A 15,619-nucleotide genomic window follows, 5' to 3' on the forward strand; every position below is an offset into this window, starting at 1 on the left:
GTCAGAACCGGAAGGCCAGGAAATACATCAGCGCCATATTGATCCCCAGCATGATCAGGGCGGTCGGAATCTGGGCGCGGATGACGCCGTTCAGGGCCGCGTCTCGGTCGGGCAGCTCCAGCAGATTGGCCGGCACTACGTTGAAATTGGCCGCCATCGGCGTCATCAGCGTGCCGCAGAAGCCGGCCAGCATGCCGATGGCGCAGACGATGGCCGGATCGCCGCCGAACTGCCCCACCACGAAGGGCAGGCCGATGGCGGCGGTCATCACCGGGAAGGCCGCGAAGGCGTTGCCCATGATGATCGTGAACAGGGCCATGCCCAGGCAATAGGCCGCCACCGCCAGCAGGGGCGAACTCATCGGCACCACGTCGGTGACCAGGCCGCCGACCACGCCCCCGACGTCGGAAGCAAGGAAGACCGCCCCCAGCGAGGCCAGCATCTGCGGCAACAGCGCCGCCCAGCCGATGGAATCCATCAGACGCCGTCCCTCCTGGGCCGGCGCCATGACAGGCGGCCGCAGCCAGACCATGGCGGCAAGCAGGGCGACGAGGCAGGCCAGGCCCAGGGCGATCAGCGTGGTCTGGACCGGCGAGATCAGCCAGGCCCCCGCACCGGTGTGCTTGGCCGCGAGCGTGCCCCCCACGGTGAGCAGGGGCACGAGCAGGGCCGGAATGAACAGGGCGTTGCGCCGCCGCGTCGCGCTCTCGCGCCGCGCCTCGGGCGACGTCGTGGCCGGCCGTCCGACCCCCAGCTTCTTCAGTCCGCCGACGGCGACGAGGGCCACGACCAGCAGGCCGTTGCCCAGCCCGCCCAGCCACGAGCCGAACAGCATCGATGCGGCGACCAGGCCCCAGAAGACGGCGCTGCGGATCCGTGTCGGGTGCTCCCGGTCGCGCAGGGTCAGGATGGCGAAGGCCAGGAACATCAGCCCGAGGAGGACATAGGCGTGATCGAGGGTGATCATCGGCCCGCCTCCGCGTCGCGGGCGGCGAGGTCGCGTCCCGTCTCCCGGTCGAACAGCAGCAGGCGCGCCCCGTGGACGGCGAAGGCCGCCACGGCCGTGGGGATGGCCCAGACCGACATCTGCAACGGCTCGACGACGATCCCGGCCTGTTCGAGGAAGCCGACCATCAGCACGATCGAGCCGATGGCGATGAAGATGTCCTCGCCGAAGAACAGGCCGACATTGTCGGTGGCCGCCGACATGCTCCGGATGCGGAAGCGGACCTTGTCGGGCAGGTCGCCGCCGGCCTGGACCTCGGCGGCCCCCTCGGCCATGGGGGCCACGAGGGGCCGGACCATCTGCGGATGGCCGCCCAGCGAGGTCAGGCCCAGCGCCGAGGTGATCTGGCGCACCAGCAGATAGCTGAGCAGCAGCCGCCCGGCCGTCGCCGCCCGGACCCGGCCGATCAGCATCCGCGCCCGCTCCTGCAGCCCCGCCCGCTCCAGCAGGCCGATCAACGGCAGCACCAGCCAGACGATGTGGAAATAGCGATTGTCGTTGAAGGCCTCGCCGAAGGCCGCCAGCGTATCCACGCCCGCCCTCGCCAGCGCCGGGACATCCACGCCGGGCGCCACGGCCGCCGTCACCCCTGTGACGATGGCCGCGATCAGTATGACCAGCAGCGGATTGATGCGGGCGACGAAGCCCGCGACCACGACCGCTATTCCCAGAAGCACCAGCATCGGATTCTCCCCTCCCGCGGATGGTTGCGCCGAACGTCCGGCTCAGGAAGCCCTTTTCGCGCCGAAGCCGCCGCCGCCGGGGGTCTCGATGACGAAGACGTCGCCGGCGCCCATCCGGACCTCGGCCGTCGCGCCCAACGGTTCGACCGACCCGTCGGCCCGCTCGATCCGGTTCACCCCGACCGCCCCGTCCTCGCCGCCCGCCGCGCCGAACGGCGCCGTCCGGCGGTGGTTGGACAGGATGGCCGCGGTCAGGGGCTCGAGGAAGCGCACCCGGCGCACCGCCCCGTCGCCGCCCCGGCTGGCCCCGTCGCCGCCCGAGCCCCTCCGGATCGAGAATTCCTCCAGCAGCACGGGGAAGCGGGTCTCCAGCACCTCGGGATCGGTCAGCCGGCTGTTGGTCATATGGGTCTGCACCGCCGCGGTTCCGTCGAAGCCCGGTCCGGCGCCCGAGCCGCCGGCGATGGTCTCGTAGTACTGGCGGGCGTCGTCGCCGAAGGTGAAATTGTTCATCGTCCCCTGGCTGGCCGCCAGCACGCCCAGCGCCCCGTACAGGCAGTCGACCACGGCCTGGCTGGTCTCGACGTTTCCCGCCACCACCGCCGCCGGATAGTGCGGATTGAGCATCGACCCCTCGGGCACGATCAGCCGGATCGGCTTCAGGCAGCCCTCGTTCAGCGGAATGGCGTCGTCCACCAGGGTGCGGAAGACATAGAGGGTCGCCGCCCGGGTGATCGACAGGGGGGCGTTGAAATTGTTCGGCCTCTGGGCGCTGGTCCCGGTGAAGTCGACCACGGCGCTGCGAGTTCCGGCGTCGACCTCGATCCGCACCCGGATCACCGCCCCGTCGTCCATCTCCAGCGCGAACGCCCCCGGCTTCAGCGCCGCGATGGCCCGCCGCACCGCCTCCTCCGCGTTGTTCTGGACGTGGCCCATATAGGCGGCCACCACCGGCCGCCCGAACTCGGCGACCATCCGCGTCAGCTCGTCGCCCCCGCGGGCGCAGGATGCGACCTGGGCCTTCAGGTCGGCCATGTTCTGGTCGACGTTGCGCGAGGGCCAGCGGCCCGATGCGAACAGGGCCCGGGTTTCCGCGTCCCTCAACCGGCCGGCGTCGATCAGCAGGAAGTCGTCGATCAACACCCCTTCTTCCTCGACGGTGGTCGAGGACGGCGGCATCGAGCCCGGCGTGATGCCGCCGACGTCGGCGTGATGCCCCCGCGCCGCGACGAAGAAGGCGGGCGCGTCGTCCGCCTCCAGGAACACCGGCATGATCACGGTGATGTCGGGCAGGTGGGTGCCGCCGTTGTAGGGGGCGTTCAGCATATAGACGTCGCCCCGCTTCATGCCGCGCCCGTCGGCGCCCGATCCGCGCGAGGCGATCACGGTGCGGATGCTCTCGCCCATCGAACCGAGGTGGACCGGGATGTGCGGGGCGTTGGCGATCAGGGCGCCGCCCGCGTCGAAGATGGCGCAGGAGAAGTCGAGCCGCTCCTTGATGTTGACCGAATAGGCCGTGGCCCGCAGCGCCTCGCCCATCTGTTCGGCGCAGGCCATAAAGCGGCTGTTGAACACCTCCAGCATGATCGGATCGGCGTCGGTGCCGATGGCCGTCCGGGCGGGCAGGGGGGTGGTCCGCTCCAGGATCAGGTTCAACGCCGCGTCCGCCGAGGCGCGCCAGCCCGGCTCGACCACGGTGGTGCCGGTGTCTTCCAGAATGATCGCCGGGCCGTCCACGGCCGCGCCGGGGCCGAAGTCGGCGCGGCGCCAGACCGGCGTGTCGTGATCCGCTCCCGCCATCCGGACCGGAACGCGGGCGAGGGCGCCGGGGACTCCGCCCGGGTCGAGGCGGGCGGGTGTCGAGGGCGCCTGGCCAGAGGCGGCGACGGCCTCGGCTTCCAGCGTCTCGACGACCAGGGCCTTGTCCCCGGCGAAGAAGCCGAACCGCTGGCGATGCAGGGTCTCGAACGCGGCGCGCATCGCGTCCGCCGGACCGAAGGGAACCACCAGCGGGGTGTCGGAGCCGGCGAATTTGATCTCGGCCCGGATCAGGGTCGTGAGGGCGGCCCCGGCGAAGCCCTGGGCGATCAGGTCGCTGCGCGCCTGGCCCTCCAGCGCCGCGACCCGGCCGGCCAGAGCCGCGTCGCCCGCCGCATCCAGCGGGGCCGCCACGGTCGCCTGGCGGATGGCCCGCACCTCGGCCAGCCCCATGCCGTATGCCGACAGCACCCCGGCGAACGGATGCAGCATCACCCGCGTCATCCCCAGGGCGTCGGCCACGAGGCAGGCGTGCTGGCCGCCCGCGCCGCCGAAACAGTTCAGCACATAGCGGGTCACGTCGTAGCCGCGCTGGATCGAGACCGACTTGATCGCCTCGGCCATGTTCTGCACCGCGATGGTGACGAAGCCTTCGGCCAGCGCCCCGGGCGTCGCGGCGCGGCCCGTGGCCCGCGCGACCTCGGCGGCGAGGGCCTCGAAACCCTCCCGCACCGCCTCGGCGTCCAGCGGCTGGTCGCCGTCCGGCCCGAACACCGCCGGAAACTGGTCGGGCCGCAGCTTGCCCAGCATGATGTTGCAGTCGGTGACCGTCAGCGGTCCGCCCCGGCGATAGGCGGCCGGTCCCGGCACGGCCCCGGCCGATTCCGGCCCGACCCTCAGCCGGGCGCCGTCGAAGCGGCAGATCGAGCCCCCGCCCGCCGCCACCGTATGGATGCTCAGCATGGGCGCCCGCAGCCGCACCCCGGCCACCACCGCGTCCGAGGTCCGCTCATAGTCGCCGGCGAAATGCGACACGTCGGTCGAGGTGCCGCCCATGTCGAAGCCGATGACCCGGTCGAAGCCGGCGGCCCGGGCGGTCTCCGCCATGCCGACCACGCCGCCCGCCGGCCCGGACAGGATGGCGTCCTTGCCGCGGAAGGCCTCCGCCGCCGTCAGTCCGCCGCTCGACTGCATGAACAGCAGGGGCGTGGCTTCGCCCAGATCGGCCCCGACCCGGTCGACATAGGCCCTCAGGATCGGCGACAGATAGGCGTCGGCCACGGTGGTGTCGCCGCGCCCGATCAGCTTGATCAGCGCTCCGACCTCGTGGCTGACCGAGACCTGTTCGAAGCCGGTCTCCCGGGCGATCGCCGCCAGCCGCCGTTCGTGGTCGGTGAAGCGCCAGCCGTGCACCAGCACGATGGCCACGGCCCGGAACCCCGCCGCCCGCGCCGCCGTCAGGTCCGCCCGGGCCCGCGCCTCGTCCAGCGCCCGGTCGACCGCCCCGTCGGCCCGCACCCGTTCGTCGATCTCGATGACCCGGTCGTACAGCTGGTCGTTCAGCACGATGTGGCGGGCGAACAGCTCGGGCCGGCTCTGCCAGCCGATCCGCAGGGCGTCGCCGAAGCCGCGCGTGATGGCCAGGACGACGGGCTCGCCCTTGCGCTCCAGCAGGGCGTTGGTCGCCACGGTGGTCCCCATGCGGACCTCCCCGACCCGCCCGGCGGGCAGGGGACCCGGCCCGGCGTCGAGAATTCGCCGGACCCCTTCGACGGCGGCGTCGGCGTACTGTTCCGGATTGTCGGACAGCAGTTTTCGGGTCTGCAGCTCCCCGTCCGGCGCCCGGGCCACGACGTCGGTGAAGGTGCCGCCCCGGTCGATCCAGAAGCGCCAGCCCGTCGCCGTCCCGGTCCGCGCTGCGCTCATGAAGGGGCTCCGACTCGATCCATCCGGCCAGCTTATCGCAGACTTCGCCGGCGCGGGCGGGTGAACCGGATCGGCTCCGGGGGGTTGGTTCGGCAGTTCCGTCCAGTTCCGGCGCCGTCATGTCAGAGTCTCCCTCCGGGCCCGAGCCGTGGGCCGCCCGCCTGCGCCGCCTGCCGGCGCAGGCGCGCCCGGCGCATTTCGTGGCCGCCGTCGCCGTGGCCGGCGTCTTCGGCCTGAACGGCCTGGCGGCCGCGCCGCTGCCGGGGCCGCGCGCCCTGACGCCCGGCGAACGCCTGCAGATCGAGGTGGTCGCTCCCGTCGAACCGGCGATCGTCCCCGGATCGGTGATGGAGGTCGGCGACCTGGTCGACGGCTTCCAGGGCCTGCCGCCGCCGCTCCCGTCCGTCGTCGAAACGGTCGCCTGGGTTCCCGACGACCCTTGGGGCGACGGGCGAAAGGAGCCGGAACCACCGCCGCGCCCCCGCGTCGAGGAAGCCGTCATTCACGTCGCACCCCAGCCCGGAAACGACCCCGCCCGCGACCGCTGGTTCGGCTTCGACGCCCCCCGCCGCGACTATCGCGCCGAGCGCGAGGCGCGCCGCGCCCGGATCGAGGCCCGGATCGAGCGGGAACGGGAGGCCGACAGCCGGCGCTACTGGTCCGATCCCGACCGCCGGGGCGAGGACGATCGCTGGCGCGAGCCCCGGCCCCGGGACGACCGTCCGCCGCCGGACCCCTGGGACTGAGGCGGCGTTCACCGGTCCCCAATCAATTTCTGTCACCGCTGACGGTCCACGCGGAGGGGCGGGGTGATGACGGCGTTCGGGGTTCGGTGGCGGCTGTATCGCAAGGGCGAGCCCCCGAGGGGCTGGCGCGACGCCGCCGTTCTGTTCGCCGCCTATGTCCTGACCCTCGCCGCCGGCGTGCTCTGGTCGCGCTCGGTCGATAATTCCACCGTCTTCTGGGCCGCGAACGGGGTGCTGACCGCCGGCCTGCTGCTGCTCCGGCCGCGCCTCGGCTGGGCCTTTGTCGCCGCCTGCATCTCGCTGAATCTGGCGGTCAACGTCGTCAGCGGCCTGCCGCCCAACCTCAATCTCGCCTTCACCGCCCTGAACCTGGCCTTCTCGGTCGTCATCGCCGTCCTGGTCCGCACCTTCTGCGGCGCGGCGCTGGATCTGGGACGGCTGAGACGGTTTGTCCCCTTCGTCGCCATCGTGGGCCTGGTCGCGACCGCCGAGGGCATGATCGGAGCCCTGTTCACGACGCCCGACCAGGGCCTCTGGCAGGTCATCTGGCCCCGCTGGGCGGCCTGCGACGGGGTGGGCATGGTGCTGGCCCTGCCTGCCGTCCTGCTGATGATGCGGCGGGTCAATCCGCTGTATTCGGGCGCGGCCGGCCGCGGCGAGCGGGCCGTCCTGCTGATCGGGCTGGGCGCGCTGACGGCGACGACCTTTTCCTGGGCCGGCGATCCGCTGATCCTCCTGATCTATCCGGCCGTGCTGTTCGCGGCCTTCCGGCTCGGCGCGGCCTGGGCCTTCCTGTCGGTCGGGGTCGTGGCCCAGATCGCCACGGTCCAGACCTTGGCCGACCGCGGCCCCATCGCCCTGTTCGACACCACGCCGCAATTCACCCAGGTGGGGCTGCTGCACCTGTTCCTGGCCAGCATCCTGCTGACCGCCACCCTGGCCACCAGCGCCCTGGCCGAGCGGATGCGCACTGAACAGCGCGCCCGCCGCAAGGAGGCCTCCGCCGCCGCGGTCCGCGCCCGCAGCGAACAGACCCTCGCCACCCGCGAGCGTTTCCTGGCCGTGGTCAGCCACGAGATTCGCACCCCCCTGAACGGCGTGGCCGGCTTCGCCGGCGCCCTGGCCGCCCGCGCCGATCTGGACCCCGAGGCGCGCCGTCAGGCCGAGGCCATCGCCGCCTCCTCGGCCGTGCTGACCGCCCTGATCGAGGACATTCTGGACTTCTCCCGCCTGGAACAGGGTCGGCTGGAGCTGGAGCCCGCCCCGGCCGATGTCGCGCCCGTCATCCTCGAGGCCGTCGACCGGTTCCGCGCCGCCGCCGCCGGCAAGGGGCTGGCGCTGTCGGTCCTGTGCGAAGGCTTCTCCGCGTCGCCCCATCGGGTCGACGCGCGGCGGCTGCGGCAGGTGGCGGCGGGCCTGATCGACAATGCGGTCAAGTTCACCGACGCCGGCTCGGTCGTCGTGCGCGCCGTTCTGACGCCCGGCGAGGGCGAGACGGATCGCCTCGAGATCAGCGTCGGGGACACCGGGCCGGGCGTGCCCGAGGCGCGCCGCGGCGAACTCTTCCAGCCCTTCGCGCAGCTGGACGCCGGCCTGGCGCGGCGCCAGTCCGGGGCCGGGCTGGGCCTGGCCATGTGCCATTCGATCGTCGCCCTGATGGGCGGCCGCCTGACCCACCAGGCCGGGGCCGAGGGGGGCTCGACCTTCCGGTTCGCGCTCGACCTGCCGCGGGCGGCGCCGCTGGCCGGGGCCGCCGGGGTCGTGGCGGAGACCGGGCGCGCCCCGCGCATCCTGGTGGTCGACGACCACCCGACCAACCGGGAGGTCGCCCGGCTGATCCTGACCGCCTACGGCTGCGACGTGTTCGAGGCCGACGACGGCGCGACCGCGGTCGCCGCCGCCGACGGGGACGCCTTTGACGCCATCCTGATGGACGTGCGCATGCCGGGCATGGACGGCCTGGACGCCACCCGCGCCATCCGGGCGTCGGGCGGGCCTTCGGCCGTGACGCCGATCCTGGCGGTCACCGCCGACGTCATGCGCGACGACGTGGAACGCTGCCGGTCCGCCGGCATGAACGGCCATGTGCCCAAACCGGTCAATCCGGCGCGGCTGATGACCGCCCTGACGACCGTTCTGGAGGGCGGGGAGGTTTTCCCCGCGCCGGCGTCGGCCCCGGTGGCCGCCGCCGCCTGACCTCCGGCGGCTACCTTGCGGAACAGGGATACATGACGGCCGTTCCGGCGTATGATGCGTCGTAATGACGACGGTCGTCGGATGGGGTCATGATTTTACTGCTGCTCGCGCTCGGCCTCGGCCAGGCCCCGGACGCCGCTCCGGCGTCGCAGGAGGCGCGGGCGACGCTGCAATCCTGCGAGATGACGCCCGCGGGCTGGGTCTGCAACTATCAGATGCCGGCGGTGATCCTGCGCGGGGCTCCGCCCGGATCCGTGGTCATGACCGATCCTCCGGCCATCACCGTGCCGGTGCCGCCGACGGTGCCGACCCTGGCTCCGCCGATTGAGATCAGCTCGGCCGAGGCGGACCGGCAAGCGCGGCTGATCGCACGCTGCGCCGACGCCTCATGGTTTTCGCTCTGCCTACCGGACGATCGGCGCGAAGCCCGGGCCCTGCGGGATGCGGCCAATGCCCGCGCGGCGCTCAGGGCGGACGTCAGCCGGTTGCTGAGCGAGGATCGCTGCGACGAGGCCATACGGGCGGCCCTGGCCGGGGGCGACATGGCCCTGGCGGTGGAAGTCCGGAATCAGAATTTCTGTGCGTCGCGGACGACCGCGGTCGAGGCCGAGGCGGAGGCCGCGATCGTCCCGAACTGACGGCGCCACAGGTCCGGATGACAGACAGGCCCGCGCCGCAAGGCGTCGGGCCTGTCGTTCCTTGAAGCGAGAGCCCGGCCGGAGCGCGTCCGGCCGGGTCGGTCCTGACAGTCCTAACCGCGCTCGCCCTCGTAGCTGCCCGGCGCGGAGTCGTGCCGCACGGGCTCGCACTCGATAAGGTCTTCACAGCCGGAGAAGTGGATTTCCGGCGGCTCGACGATGACGTCGGCCGGGCGGACGTGAACTTCAGGCGCGCGCAGATAAATCTGCGGGGCCCGGATACGGATGGGCGGGGCCTCGACATAGATCGGCGGACCCTGGATATCGATGCGACCCGACTCGATGGTGACCGGCCGACCGCGGATGCGGACGCCCGGCCCGCCGGCGCGGACGACGTGCCACGGCGCGGGGGGGTTGTACCAATTCACCTCGTAGTCGCACAGGCAGACTCCGTATTGGTCGCGAGGGCCTCCGTCCCGGCACGGAGGCGGGGGATTGTCGCAGCAATACGAAGGCGGCGGCGGCGGCGGTCCGTAGCCCCGGTCCTGGGCGACTGTCGTTCCGGCGCTTCCGGCCGAAGCCAGCAATACGCCGACGGCGGCGATGACTATGTGTTTCACTTGAGCTCCCCAATTCAGTCGTCCCGGAGTCCCCGCATAACCCCACAGGAAAGGACCGGTGTATCATCGTTATGGTAACCTTAACCGCTTGGCAAGGCGACGGTTCCGGGGGTGGCGACCGCGCGGCGGCGGCGCTCCCGCCTCTTGCCCCGGTTGGGCGAATTGTTCGCTTTTCAGGAGAAAATTCGGGGCCGTCGACCGCGCGTTCCGCTCCCTTTTCCGGCCCGGGACGTCGCGATTGTCGCGCCAACTTGACCCGGCGTGACCTTGGCAGCCGCCCGGACCCGGTCTAGGTCGAAGCCTCAACGTCTTTCAGGGAGAGACCCATGGCCGAGCTGGCTCAAGTCACCGAACACATCCGCGGCGCCGTGGGCGACAACTCCGGTCTGGGCAAGACCGTGAAGATCGATCTGGGCGACGTCGGCAAGATCTTCATCGACGGGGCCTCGGTTCCGAACACCGTGACCAACGAGGACAAGCCCGCCGACGCCACGGTGTCGATCGGCTGGGACGACTTCATGGCCCTGTCGAACGGCCAGCTGGACCCGATGATGGCCTTCATGCAGGGCAAGCTGAAGATCGCCGGCGACATGATGATCGCCCAGAAGCTGGCTCCGCTGCTGAAGCGCTGAGCTTGCCCTGAGACAACGACATCGACGGCGCGGCGTCCGATGGGACCCGCGCCGTTTGTCTTTCCGATAAGGAGCGCGCCCATGGAATTCCGGCACAGCGACAGGGCCCTGCACTGGCAGGACCGGGTGCGGCGCTTCCTCGACGACCACGTCCTGCCGCGCGAGGAGGAATACCGGGCCCAGGTCCGCGAGGACCACACCCGCCAGCCGCGGGCCATGGAGGAGATGAAGGCGCAGGCGCGCGAGGCCGGCCTGTGGAACATGTTCCTGCCGGGCGACCACGGCGCGGGCCTGACCAACCTCGAATACGCCCCGCTGGCCGAGCTGATGGGCCGCCACCTGTGGTCGGCCGAGGTGTTCAACTGCAACGCCCCGGACACCGGCAATATGGAAGTGCTCCATATGTACGGGAACGAGGCCCAGCAGGCGAAATGGCTCAAGCCCCTGATGGCTGGCGAGATCCGCTCCGCCTTCCTGATGACCGAGCCCGAGGTCGCCTCGTCCGACGCCACCAACATCCAGACCCGTATCGTCCGCGACGGCGACCACTATGTGATCAACGGCCGCAAATGGTGGTCGACCAACATGGCCCACCCGAACGTCGCGGTGACCATCGTCATGGGCAAGACCGACCCCGACGCCTCGGTCCACACCCAGCAGTCCCAGATCATCGTCCCCGTGGATGCGCCCGGCTTCCGCGTCGAGCGGATGCTGTCCGTGTTCGGCTATGACGAGCGTCCGATCGGCCACGCCGAAGTGGTTCTGGAGAATGTCCGCGTTCCGGTCGGGAACCTGATCGCCGGCGAGGGCCGCGGCTTCGAGATCGCGCAAGGGCGCCTCGGGCCGGGCCGCATCCACCATTGCATGCGCGTCATCGGCGTGGCCGAGCGCTCGCTGGAGCTGATGGTCCAGCGCCTGCTGTCGCGCACCGCCTTCCGCAAGTCGCTAGCCGAGCATTCGGTCTGGGAGCAGCGCGTCGGCGAGGCCCGCACCAATATCGAGATGTGCCGCCTGCTGGTGCTCAAGGCCGCCTGGATGATGGACGAGGCGGGGGCGAAGAACGCCAAGTCCGAGATCGCCCAGATCAAGGTCGCGGCCCCCCGCATGGCGCTTCAGGTCATCGACGACGCCATCCAGGCCTTCGGCGGCGCCGGCGTCTCGGCCGACACGCCGCTGGCCGAGATGTACGCCATGGTCCGCACCCTGCGCATCGCCGACGGCCCCGACGAGGTCCACAACCGCACCGTGGCCCGGCTGGAGTATGCGAAGCACGGCGAACGGCGGGGATAGCCGCCACGGCGCCTTCTGCTGCACCGACCAAGCGGTTCATGCCTGCGGTCACTGCGCCCTTTGCGCAGACCCCGGCGCGGTCCATATCTCGGCCCATGGCGATGCAAGGCGAACGGACGGGACGACGGGGTGATTCGGCGGCCAGGGCGGCGCAGGTCGGGGCCCCCGTTCCGGCCGCCGCAAGCCCCCCGACCTGGCGGGCCCTGGCCGATCTGGTCCGGCTGGTCCTCCGCTCGAACGCCCCGCAACTGCGCCTGCGCCTGACCGCCGCCATCGCCATGACCCTCGGGGGCAAGGCCCTGGGCGTGCTGGCGCCGCTGGTGCTGGGTCTGGCGGTCAACCATCTGGCGGCGGGGCAGGGGGCGGCGGTCGCGGTCGGCATGGGCTTCGCCGGCTTCGCGGTCGGCTGGGCCTTCGTGCGCCTGCTGTCGGCCGTCGCCCCCAACGCCTCCGACGTGGTGTTCGCCCCCGTCCGTTCGGCCGCCCAGCGCCGCGCGGCGACCGAGACCTTCGCCCACGCCCTGAGCCTGTCGCTGGACTTCCACCAGACCAAACGGTCGGGATCGCTGTCGCGGACCATGGACCGGGGATCGCGGGCGGTGGACTTCCTGCTGCGCATCCTGGCCTTCAACCTGGTGCCGACCGGCGTCGAGCTGGTGCTGGCGGCGGGCGTGCTGGGCGGTCGGTACGACTGGCGCTTCGGGGCCGTGGCCGTGGCCGTGGTGGCGATCTACGCCGCCTCGACCTTCGCCCTGTCCAACTGGCGGCTGGAGCATCGGCGCGAGATGAACGCGGCCGACACGGAGGCGGCCGGCGTCTCGGTGGACGCCCTGCTCAACTACGAGACGGTCAAGTCGTTCGGGGCCGAGGCCCGGGCCGCCGGCGCCTATGACCGGGCGCTGGGCGACTACACCCGCGCCGCCCTGAAGGCCAACAGCTCGCTGGCCCTGCTCAACATCATGCAGGCCGTGATCATGAACGTCGGCCTCGCGGTCATGGCGGTCATGGCCGGCTATGAGGCCGCGGCCGGCCGGATGGGGCCGGGCGACGTCATGGCCGCGGTGCTGATCATGATCTCCCTCTATGCGCCGCTGAACATCCTCGGCTTCGCCTATCGCGAAATCCGCCAGTCCTTCATCGACATGGAGGAGATGCTCAAGGTGACGCGACAGACGCCCCAGGTCGCGGACGCGCCCGACGCCGTCCCGCTGCCGCGCCCGGCGGATTCCCGCGGCGCGGCCCTGGCCTTCGAGCACGTCGGCTTCCGCCACGACGCCCGCGCCAACGGCCTTGAGGACGTCAGCTTCGTCGCACCGCCCGGCACGACCACGGCCCTGGTGGGCCCCTCTGGGTCGGGCAAGTCGACCATCGTCAAACTGGCCCTGCGCCTGCTCGACCCGCAGGAGGGCCGGGTGCTGATCGACGGTCTCGACGCCCGGCAGGTGGCCCAGGCCTCGCTGCGAACGGCCGTCGCCCTGGTGCCCCAGGACGTGGCCCTGTTCAACGACAGCATCCGCGCCAACATCGGCTTCGCCCGTCCGGACGCCGACGAGGCGGCGATCTGGGCCGCCGCCGAGGCGGCGGAACTGGCCGCTTTCATCCGGGATCTGCCCGAAGGGATGGAGACCCGGGTCGGCGAACGGGGACTGAAGCTGTCCGGCGGCGAGCGCCAGCGGGTTGGCATCGCCCGCGCCCTGCTGGCCGATCCCTGCGTCCTGATCCTTGACGAGGCGACCAGCGCCCTGGACAGCCGCACCGAGGCCGCTATCCAGAAGACCCTGAGGAAGGCCCGCGCGGGCCGCACCACCCTGGTGGTGGCCCATCGCCTGTCGACCATCGCCGACGCCGACCAGATCCTGGTGCTGAAGGCCGGCCGCATCGTCGAGCGCGGCGCCCACCACGAACTGGTCGCCCATCTCGGCGGCGAATACGCGGCCCTGTGGCGCAAGCAGACGCGCGGCGCCCGGACCGATCGTCAGCCGGCCTGAGCCAGTTTGCGTTCGACCATCCGGCCCAGATCGTGCAGCACCCGGGCCCGCTGCTCTGCCGCCTCCAGCGGCAGCGTCTGCAGCAGCCGCATGGTCCGCGCATGGACGATCACGATGCGCCAGTCGAACGCCTCGCCCGGCCGGGCCGCGCCGATGAGATCGCACAGGCTCGAGGCCGTCCGGCACAGATCGACCAGGTCGAACGGCCCGGCCGCGTCGATCACTCCCGTCGCCGCGCGATAGGCCTCGTCCAGCCGCGCCGGCGCATCGTCGGGACCGACGGGGGCGGGCACGGCCTCCAGCGCCGCGATTTCGGACTCCACCACGGTCAGGGCCTCGGCGCGTTTCGCCTCGATATTGGCCCGGGCCCGGGCCAGGGCGACCCCGACGCTGACTCCGCCGGCCGAGTCGATCATCCGGGCCAGATTGGATTTCCGACGCGGGTGGGTGATCAGGGTCAACCGCCTTCTCCCGTGATCGCGGCCTCGGCCTTCCGGGCCTCGAACGCCGACTTGCGGATCATTTCGGCGCGGCGCTCGTCCCCGGGCGGGCGGCCGCTGCGGAACCGGCGGTCCGGACCGAAATATTCGCCGACCTCGAGGAAGGGCCGGCTGTCGCGCGCCACCCAGACGATCCGTTCCAGCAGGGTGGTGGCGCTGAACGGCTTGGTGACGATGAAACTGGCGCCGCAGTCCCGGGCCTCGGCCACGCGGGATCGGCGGATATGGGCCGCGGTCATGATCACGGGCACGAAGGCGTTGGGCTCAAGGCCCGAACGCCGCAGCCAGCGGACCAGTTCGAAGCCGTCCATGCCGGGCATCTCGCAATCGACCACCAGCAGGTCGATGTCCTGCTCCCTGAGGATTTCCATGGCCTCGGCCGCGCCATGGCAGGCGTGGCGGGTCCGGATCCCGAAGCCGAGCAGGGCCTGGGCCGTCAGATCCAGGGCGAAGGCTGAGTCGTCGACCACCATGGTCGCCGCGCCGGTCAGATTGATCACCGCGCTCTCGCGCAACGCTTCGCCGAGACCGCTCATCGGCTGGCTCTCCGCGGAAGGGGGGACCGGAACGCGTCCATGCGGAACGCTGGCATGCGCCGGTAGCGGACAGGTTAACGGCCAGGGTCCCGCGGCTCCGCGCGACGAGCGCCTAGAGGCCGCGGCCGATGGCGTAGAAGCGGTCGGCCCTGGCCTTGCGCAGCTGGTCCGCGGTCAGGCCCGAGAGGGCGGTCAGCTCCTCGGCCAGCACGTCGCCCACGGCGGCGATGGCCGCCGCCCGGTCGGCGTGGGCCCCGCCGACCGGTTCGGGGATGATGCGGTCGACGATCTTCAGCTCGACCAGGTCCGGCGCGGTGATCTTCATGGCCATGGCGGCGTCGCGGGCCCGGGCCCCGTCGCGCCACAGGATGCCGGCCGCGCCCTCGGGCGAGATGACCGAATAGATCGAATGCTCGAGCATCAACACCCGGCCCGCCGCGGCGATGGCGATGGCCCCGCCCGAGCCGCCCTCGCCGGTGATGGTCGCGATCGAGGGCACGCCCAGGGTCAGGCAGCGTTCGGTCGAGCGGGCGATGGCCTCGGCCTGGCCGCGCTCCTCGGCGCCGAGACCCGGATAGGCGCCGGCGGTGTCGACAAAGGTCAGCACCGGCAGCCCGTAGCGCTCGGCCAGGTCCATCAGGCGCACCGCCTTGCGGTAGCCTTCGGGCCGGGCCATGCCGAAATTGTGCACGACGCGGGTCTGGGTGTCGTGGCCCTTCTCATGGCCCATCAGCACCACGGGCGCGCCCCGGAACCGGGCCAGACCGCCGAGAATGGCCTGGTCATCGCCGAACTGCCGGTCGCCCTTCAGCTCGACGAAGTCGGTGAACAGCCCCTCGACATAGTCGACGAAATGCGGCCGCTGCGGATGCCGCGCGACCTGGGTCTTCATCCACGGATCGAGGCTGGCGTAGGTCTTGCGCCGCAGCTGCTCGGCCTTCTTGCGCAGGCCCTCGACCTCGGCGTCGAACGAACCGGAGGTCGAGGAGAGCAGGTTCAGCTCCTCGATCTTCGCCTCCAGATCGGCGATCGGCTTTTCAAACTCGAGGTAGTGCACGGCCATCAGGCGTCCGGAACAGGCGCGCCGCGTGGCGCATCGG

At 71.5% G+C, this 15,619-nt stretch carries 13 protein-coding genes; 6 read left to right on the forward strand and 7 right to left on the reverse strand.

Annotated features, from left to right (window positions below; all coding sequences use genetic code 11):
- Position 1 precedes the first annotated feature (1 nt).
- Genes Q8Q71_RS05950 through Q8Q71_RS05960 form a run of 3 tightly spaced genes read right to left on the reverse strand, consistent with a single transcriptional unit; the run spans position 2 to position 5,373 of the window.
- Complete coding sequence (locus Q8Q71_RS05950) at positions 2 to 967, reverse strand: DUF979 domain-containing protein (RefSeq protein ID WP_305758709.1); 966 nt, start codon at positions 965 to 967, stop codon at positions 2 to 4.
- Positions 964 to 1,689, reverse strand: a complete 726-nt coding sequence (locus tag Q8Q71_RS05955) for a DUF969 domain-containing protein (protein WP_305758710.1) — start codon at positions 1,687 to 1,689, stop codon at positions 964 to 966. Before Q8Q71_RS05955 ends, Q8Q71_RS05950 begins: the two co-directional genes overlap by 4 nt.
- Positions 1,690 to 1,731: 42 nt before the next feature.
- Positions 1,732 to 5,373: a hydantoinase B/oxoprolinase family protein gene (locus Q8Q71_RS05960; protein ID WP_305758711.1), complete on the reverse strand. Its 3,642-nt coding sequence runs from the start codon at positions 5,371 to 5,373 to the stop codon at positions 1,732 to 1,734.
- 119 nt (positions 5,374 to 5,492) lie between these two features.
- Here Q8Q71_RS05960 and Q8Q71_RS05965 point away from each other — a divergent pair, with 119 nt between their 5' ends.
- The 3 genes from Q8Q71_RS05965 (at position 5,493) to Q8Q71_RS05975 (ending at position 8,953) form a co-directional block, all read left to right on the forward strand.
- Positions 5,493 to 6,119: a hypothetical protein gene (locus Q8Q71_RS05965; protein WP_305758712.1), complete on the forward strand. Its 627-nt coding sequence runs from the start codon at positions 5,493 to 5,495 to the stop codon at positions 6,117 to 6,119.
- Between the two features lie 66 nt (positions 6,120 to 6,185).
- Positions 6,186 to 8,315 (forward strand): response regulator, encoded by a 2,130-nt coding sequence (locus Q8Q71_RS05970; protein WP_305759012.1) that lies wholly within the window; start codon positions 6,186 to 6,188, stop codon positions 8,313 to 8,315.
- A gap of 89 nt (positions 8,316 to 8,404) precedes the next feature.
- The gene (locus Q8Q71_RS05975; RefSeq protein WP_305758713.1) at positions 8,405 to 8,953 is read left to right on the forward strand and encodes a hypothetical protein; all 549 of its coding nucleotides are present in this window, start codon (positions 8,405 to 8,407) and stop codon (positions 8,951 to 8,953) included.
- Positions 8,954 to 9,066: 113 nt separating this feature from the next.
- On the opposite strand, the gene Q8Q71_RS05980 is transcribed toward Q8Q71_RS05975, so the two are convergent.
- Positions 9,067 to 9,573, reverse strand: a complete 507-nt coding sequence (locus Q8Q71_RS05980; protein WP_305758714.1) for a hypothetical protein — start codon at positions 9,571 to 9,573, stop codon at positions 9,067 to 9,069.
- Between the two features lie 326 nt (positions 9,574 to 9,899).
- On the opposite strand from Q8Q71_RS05980, the gene Q8Q71_RS05985 reads away from it, so the two are divergent.
- From Q8Q71_RS05985 to Q8Q71_RS05995, 3 genes are all read left to right on the forward strand, one after another.
- Positions 9,900 to 10,205, forward strand: coding sequence for an SCP2 sterol-binding domain-containing protein (locus Q8Q71_RS05985; RefSeq protein WP_305758715.1), 306 nt, complete (start codon positions 9,900 to 9,902; stop codon positions 10,203 to 10,205).
- A gap of 81 nt (positions 10,206 to 10,286) precedes the next feature.
- A complete protein-coding gene (locus tag Q8Q71_RS05990; RefSeq protein ID WP_305758716.1) occupies positions 10,287 to 11,495 on the forward strand; it encodes an acyl-CoA dehydrogenase family protein in 1,209 nt (402 codons plus the stop codon).
- A 101-nt stretch (positions 11,496 to 11,596) separates the two neighbouring features.
- A complete protein-coding gene (locus tag Q8Q71_RS05995) occupies positions 11,597 to 13,483 on the forward strand; it encodes an ABC transporter ATP-binding protein/permease (RefSeq protein ID WP_305759013.1) in 1,887 nt (628 codons plus the stop codon).
- Here Q8Q71_RS05995 and Q8Q71_RS06000 read toward each other — a convergent pair.
- From Q8Q71_RS06000 to Q8Q71_RS06010, 3 genes are all read right to left on the reverse strand, one after another.
- On the reverse strand, positions 13,471 to 13,944 hold the full coding sequence (locus Q8Q71_RS06000) for a chemotaxis protein CheE (protein WP_305758717.1): 474 nt from the start codon (positions 13,942 to 13,944) through the stop codon (positions 13,471 to 13,473). The genes Q8Q71_RS05995 and Q8Q71_RS06000 overlap by 13 nt on opposite strands.
- Positions 13,941 to 14,519: a response regulator gene (locus Q8Q71_RS06005; RefSeq protein ID WP_305758718.1), complete on the reverse strand. Its 579-nt coding sequence runs from the start codon at positions 14,517 to 14,519 to the stop codon at positions 13,941 to 13,943. The genes Q8Q71_RS06000 and Q8Q71_RS06005 overlap by 4 nt, the downstream gene beginning before the upstream one ends.
- Before the next feature lie 112 nt (positions 14,520 to 14,631).
- The gene (locus tag Q8Q71_RS06010; protein ID WP_305758719.1) at positions 14,632 to 15,582 is read right to left on the reverse strand and encodes an acetyl-CoA carboxylase carboxyltransferase subunit alpha; all 951 of its coding nucleotides are present in this window, start codon (positions 15,580 to 15,582) and stop codon (positions 14,632 to 14,634) included.
- Positions 15,583 to 15,619 lie beyond the last annotated feature (37 nt).

This window comes from Brevundimonas sp. (assembly GCF_030704825.1).
GTDB lineage: Bacteria > Pseudomonadota > Alphaproteobacteria > Caulobacterales > Caulobacteraceae > Brevundimonas.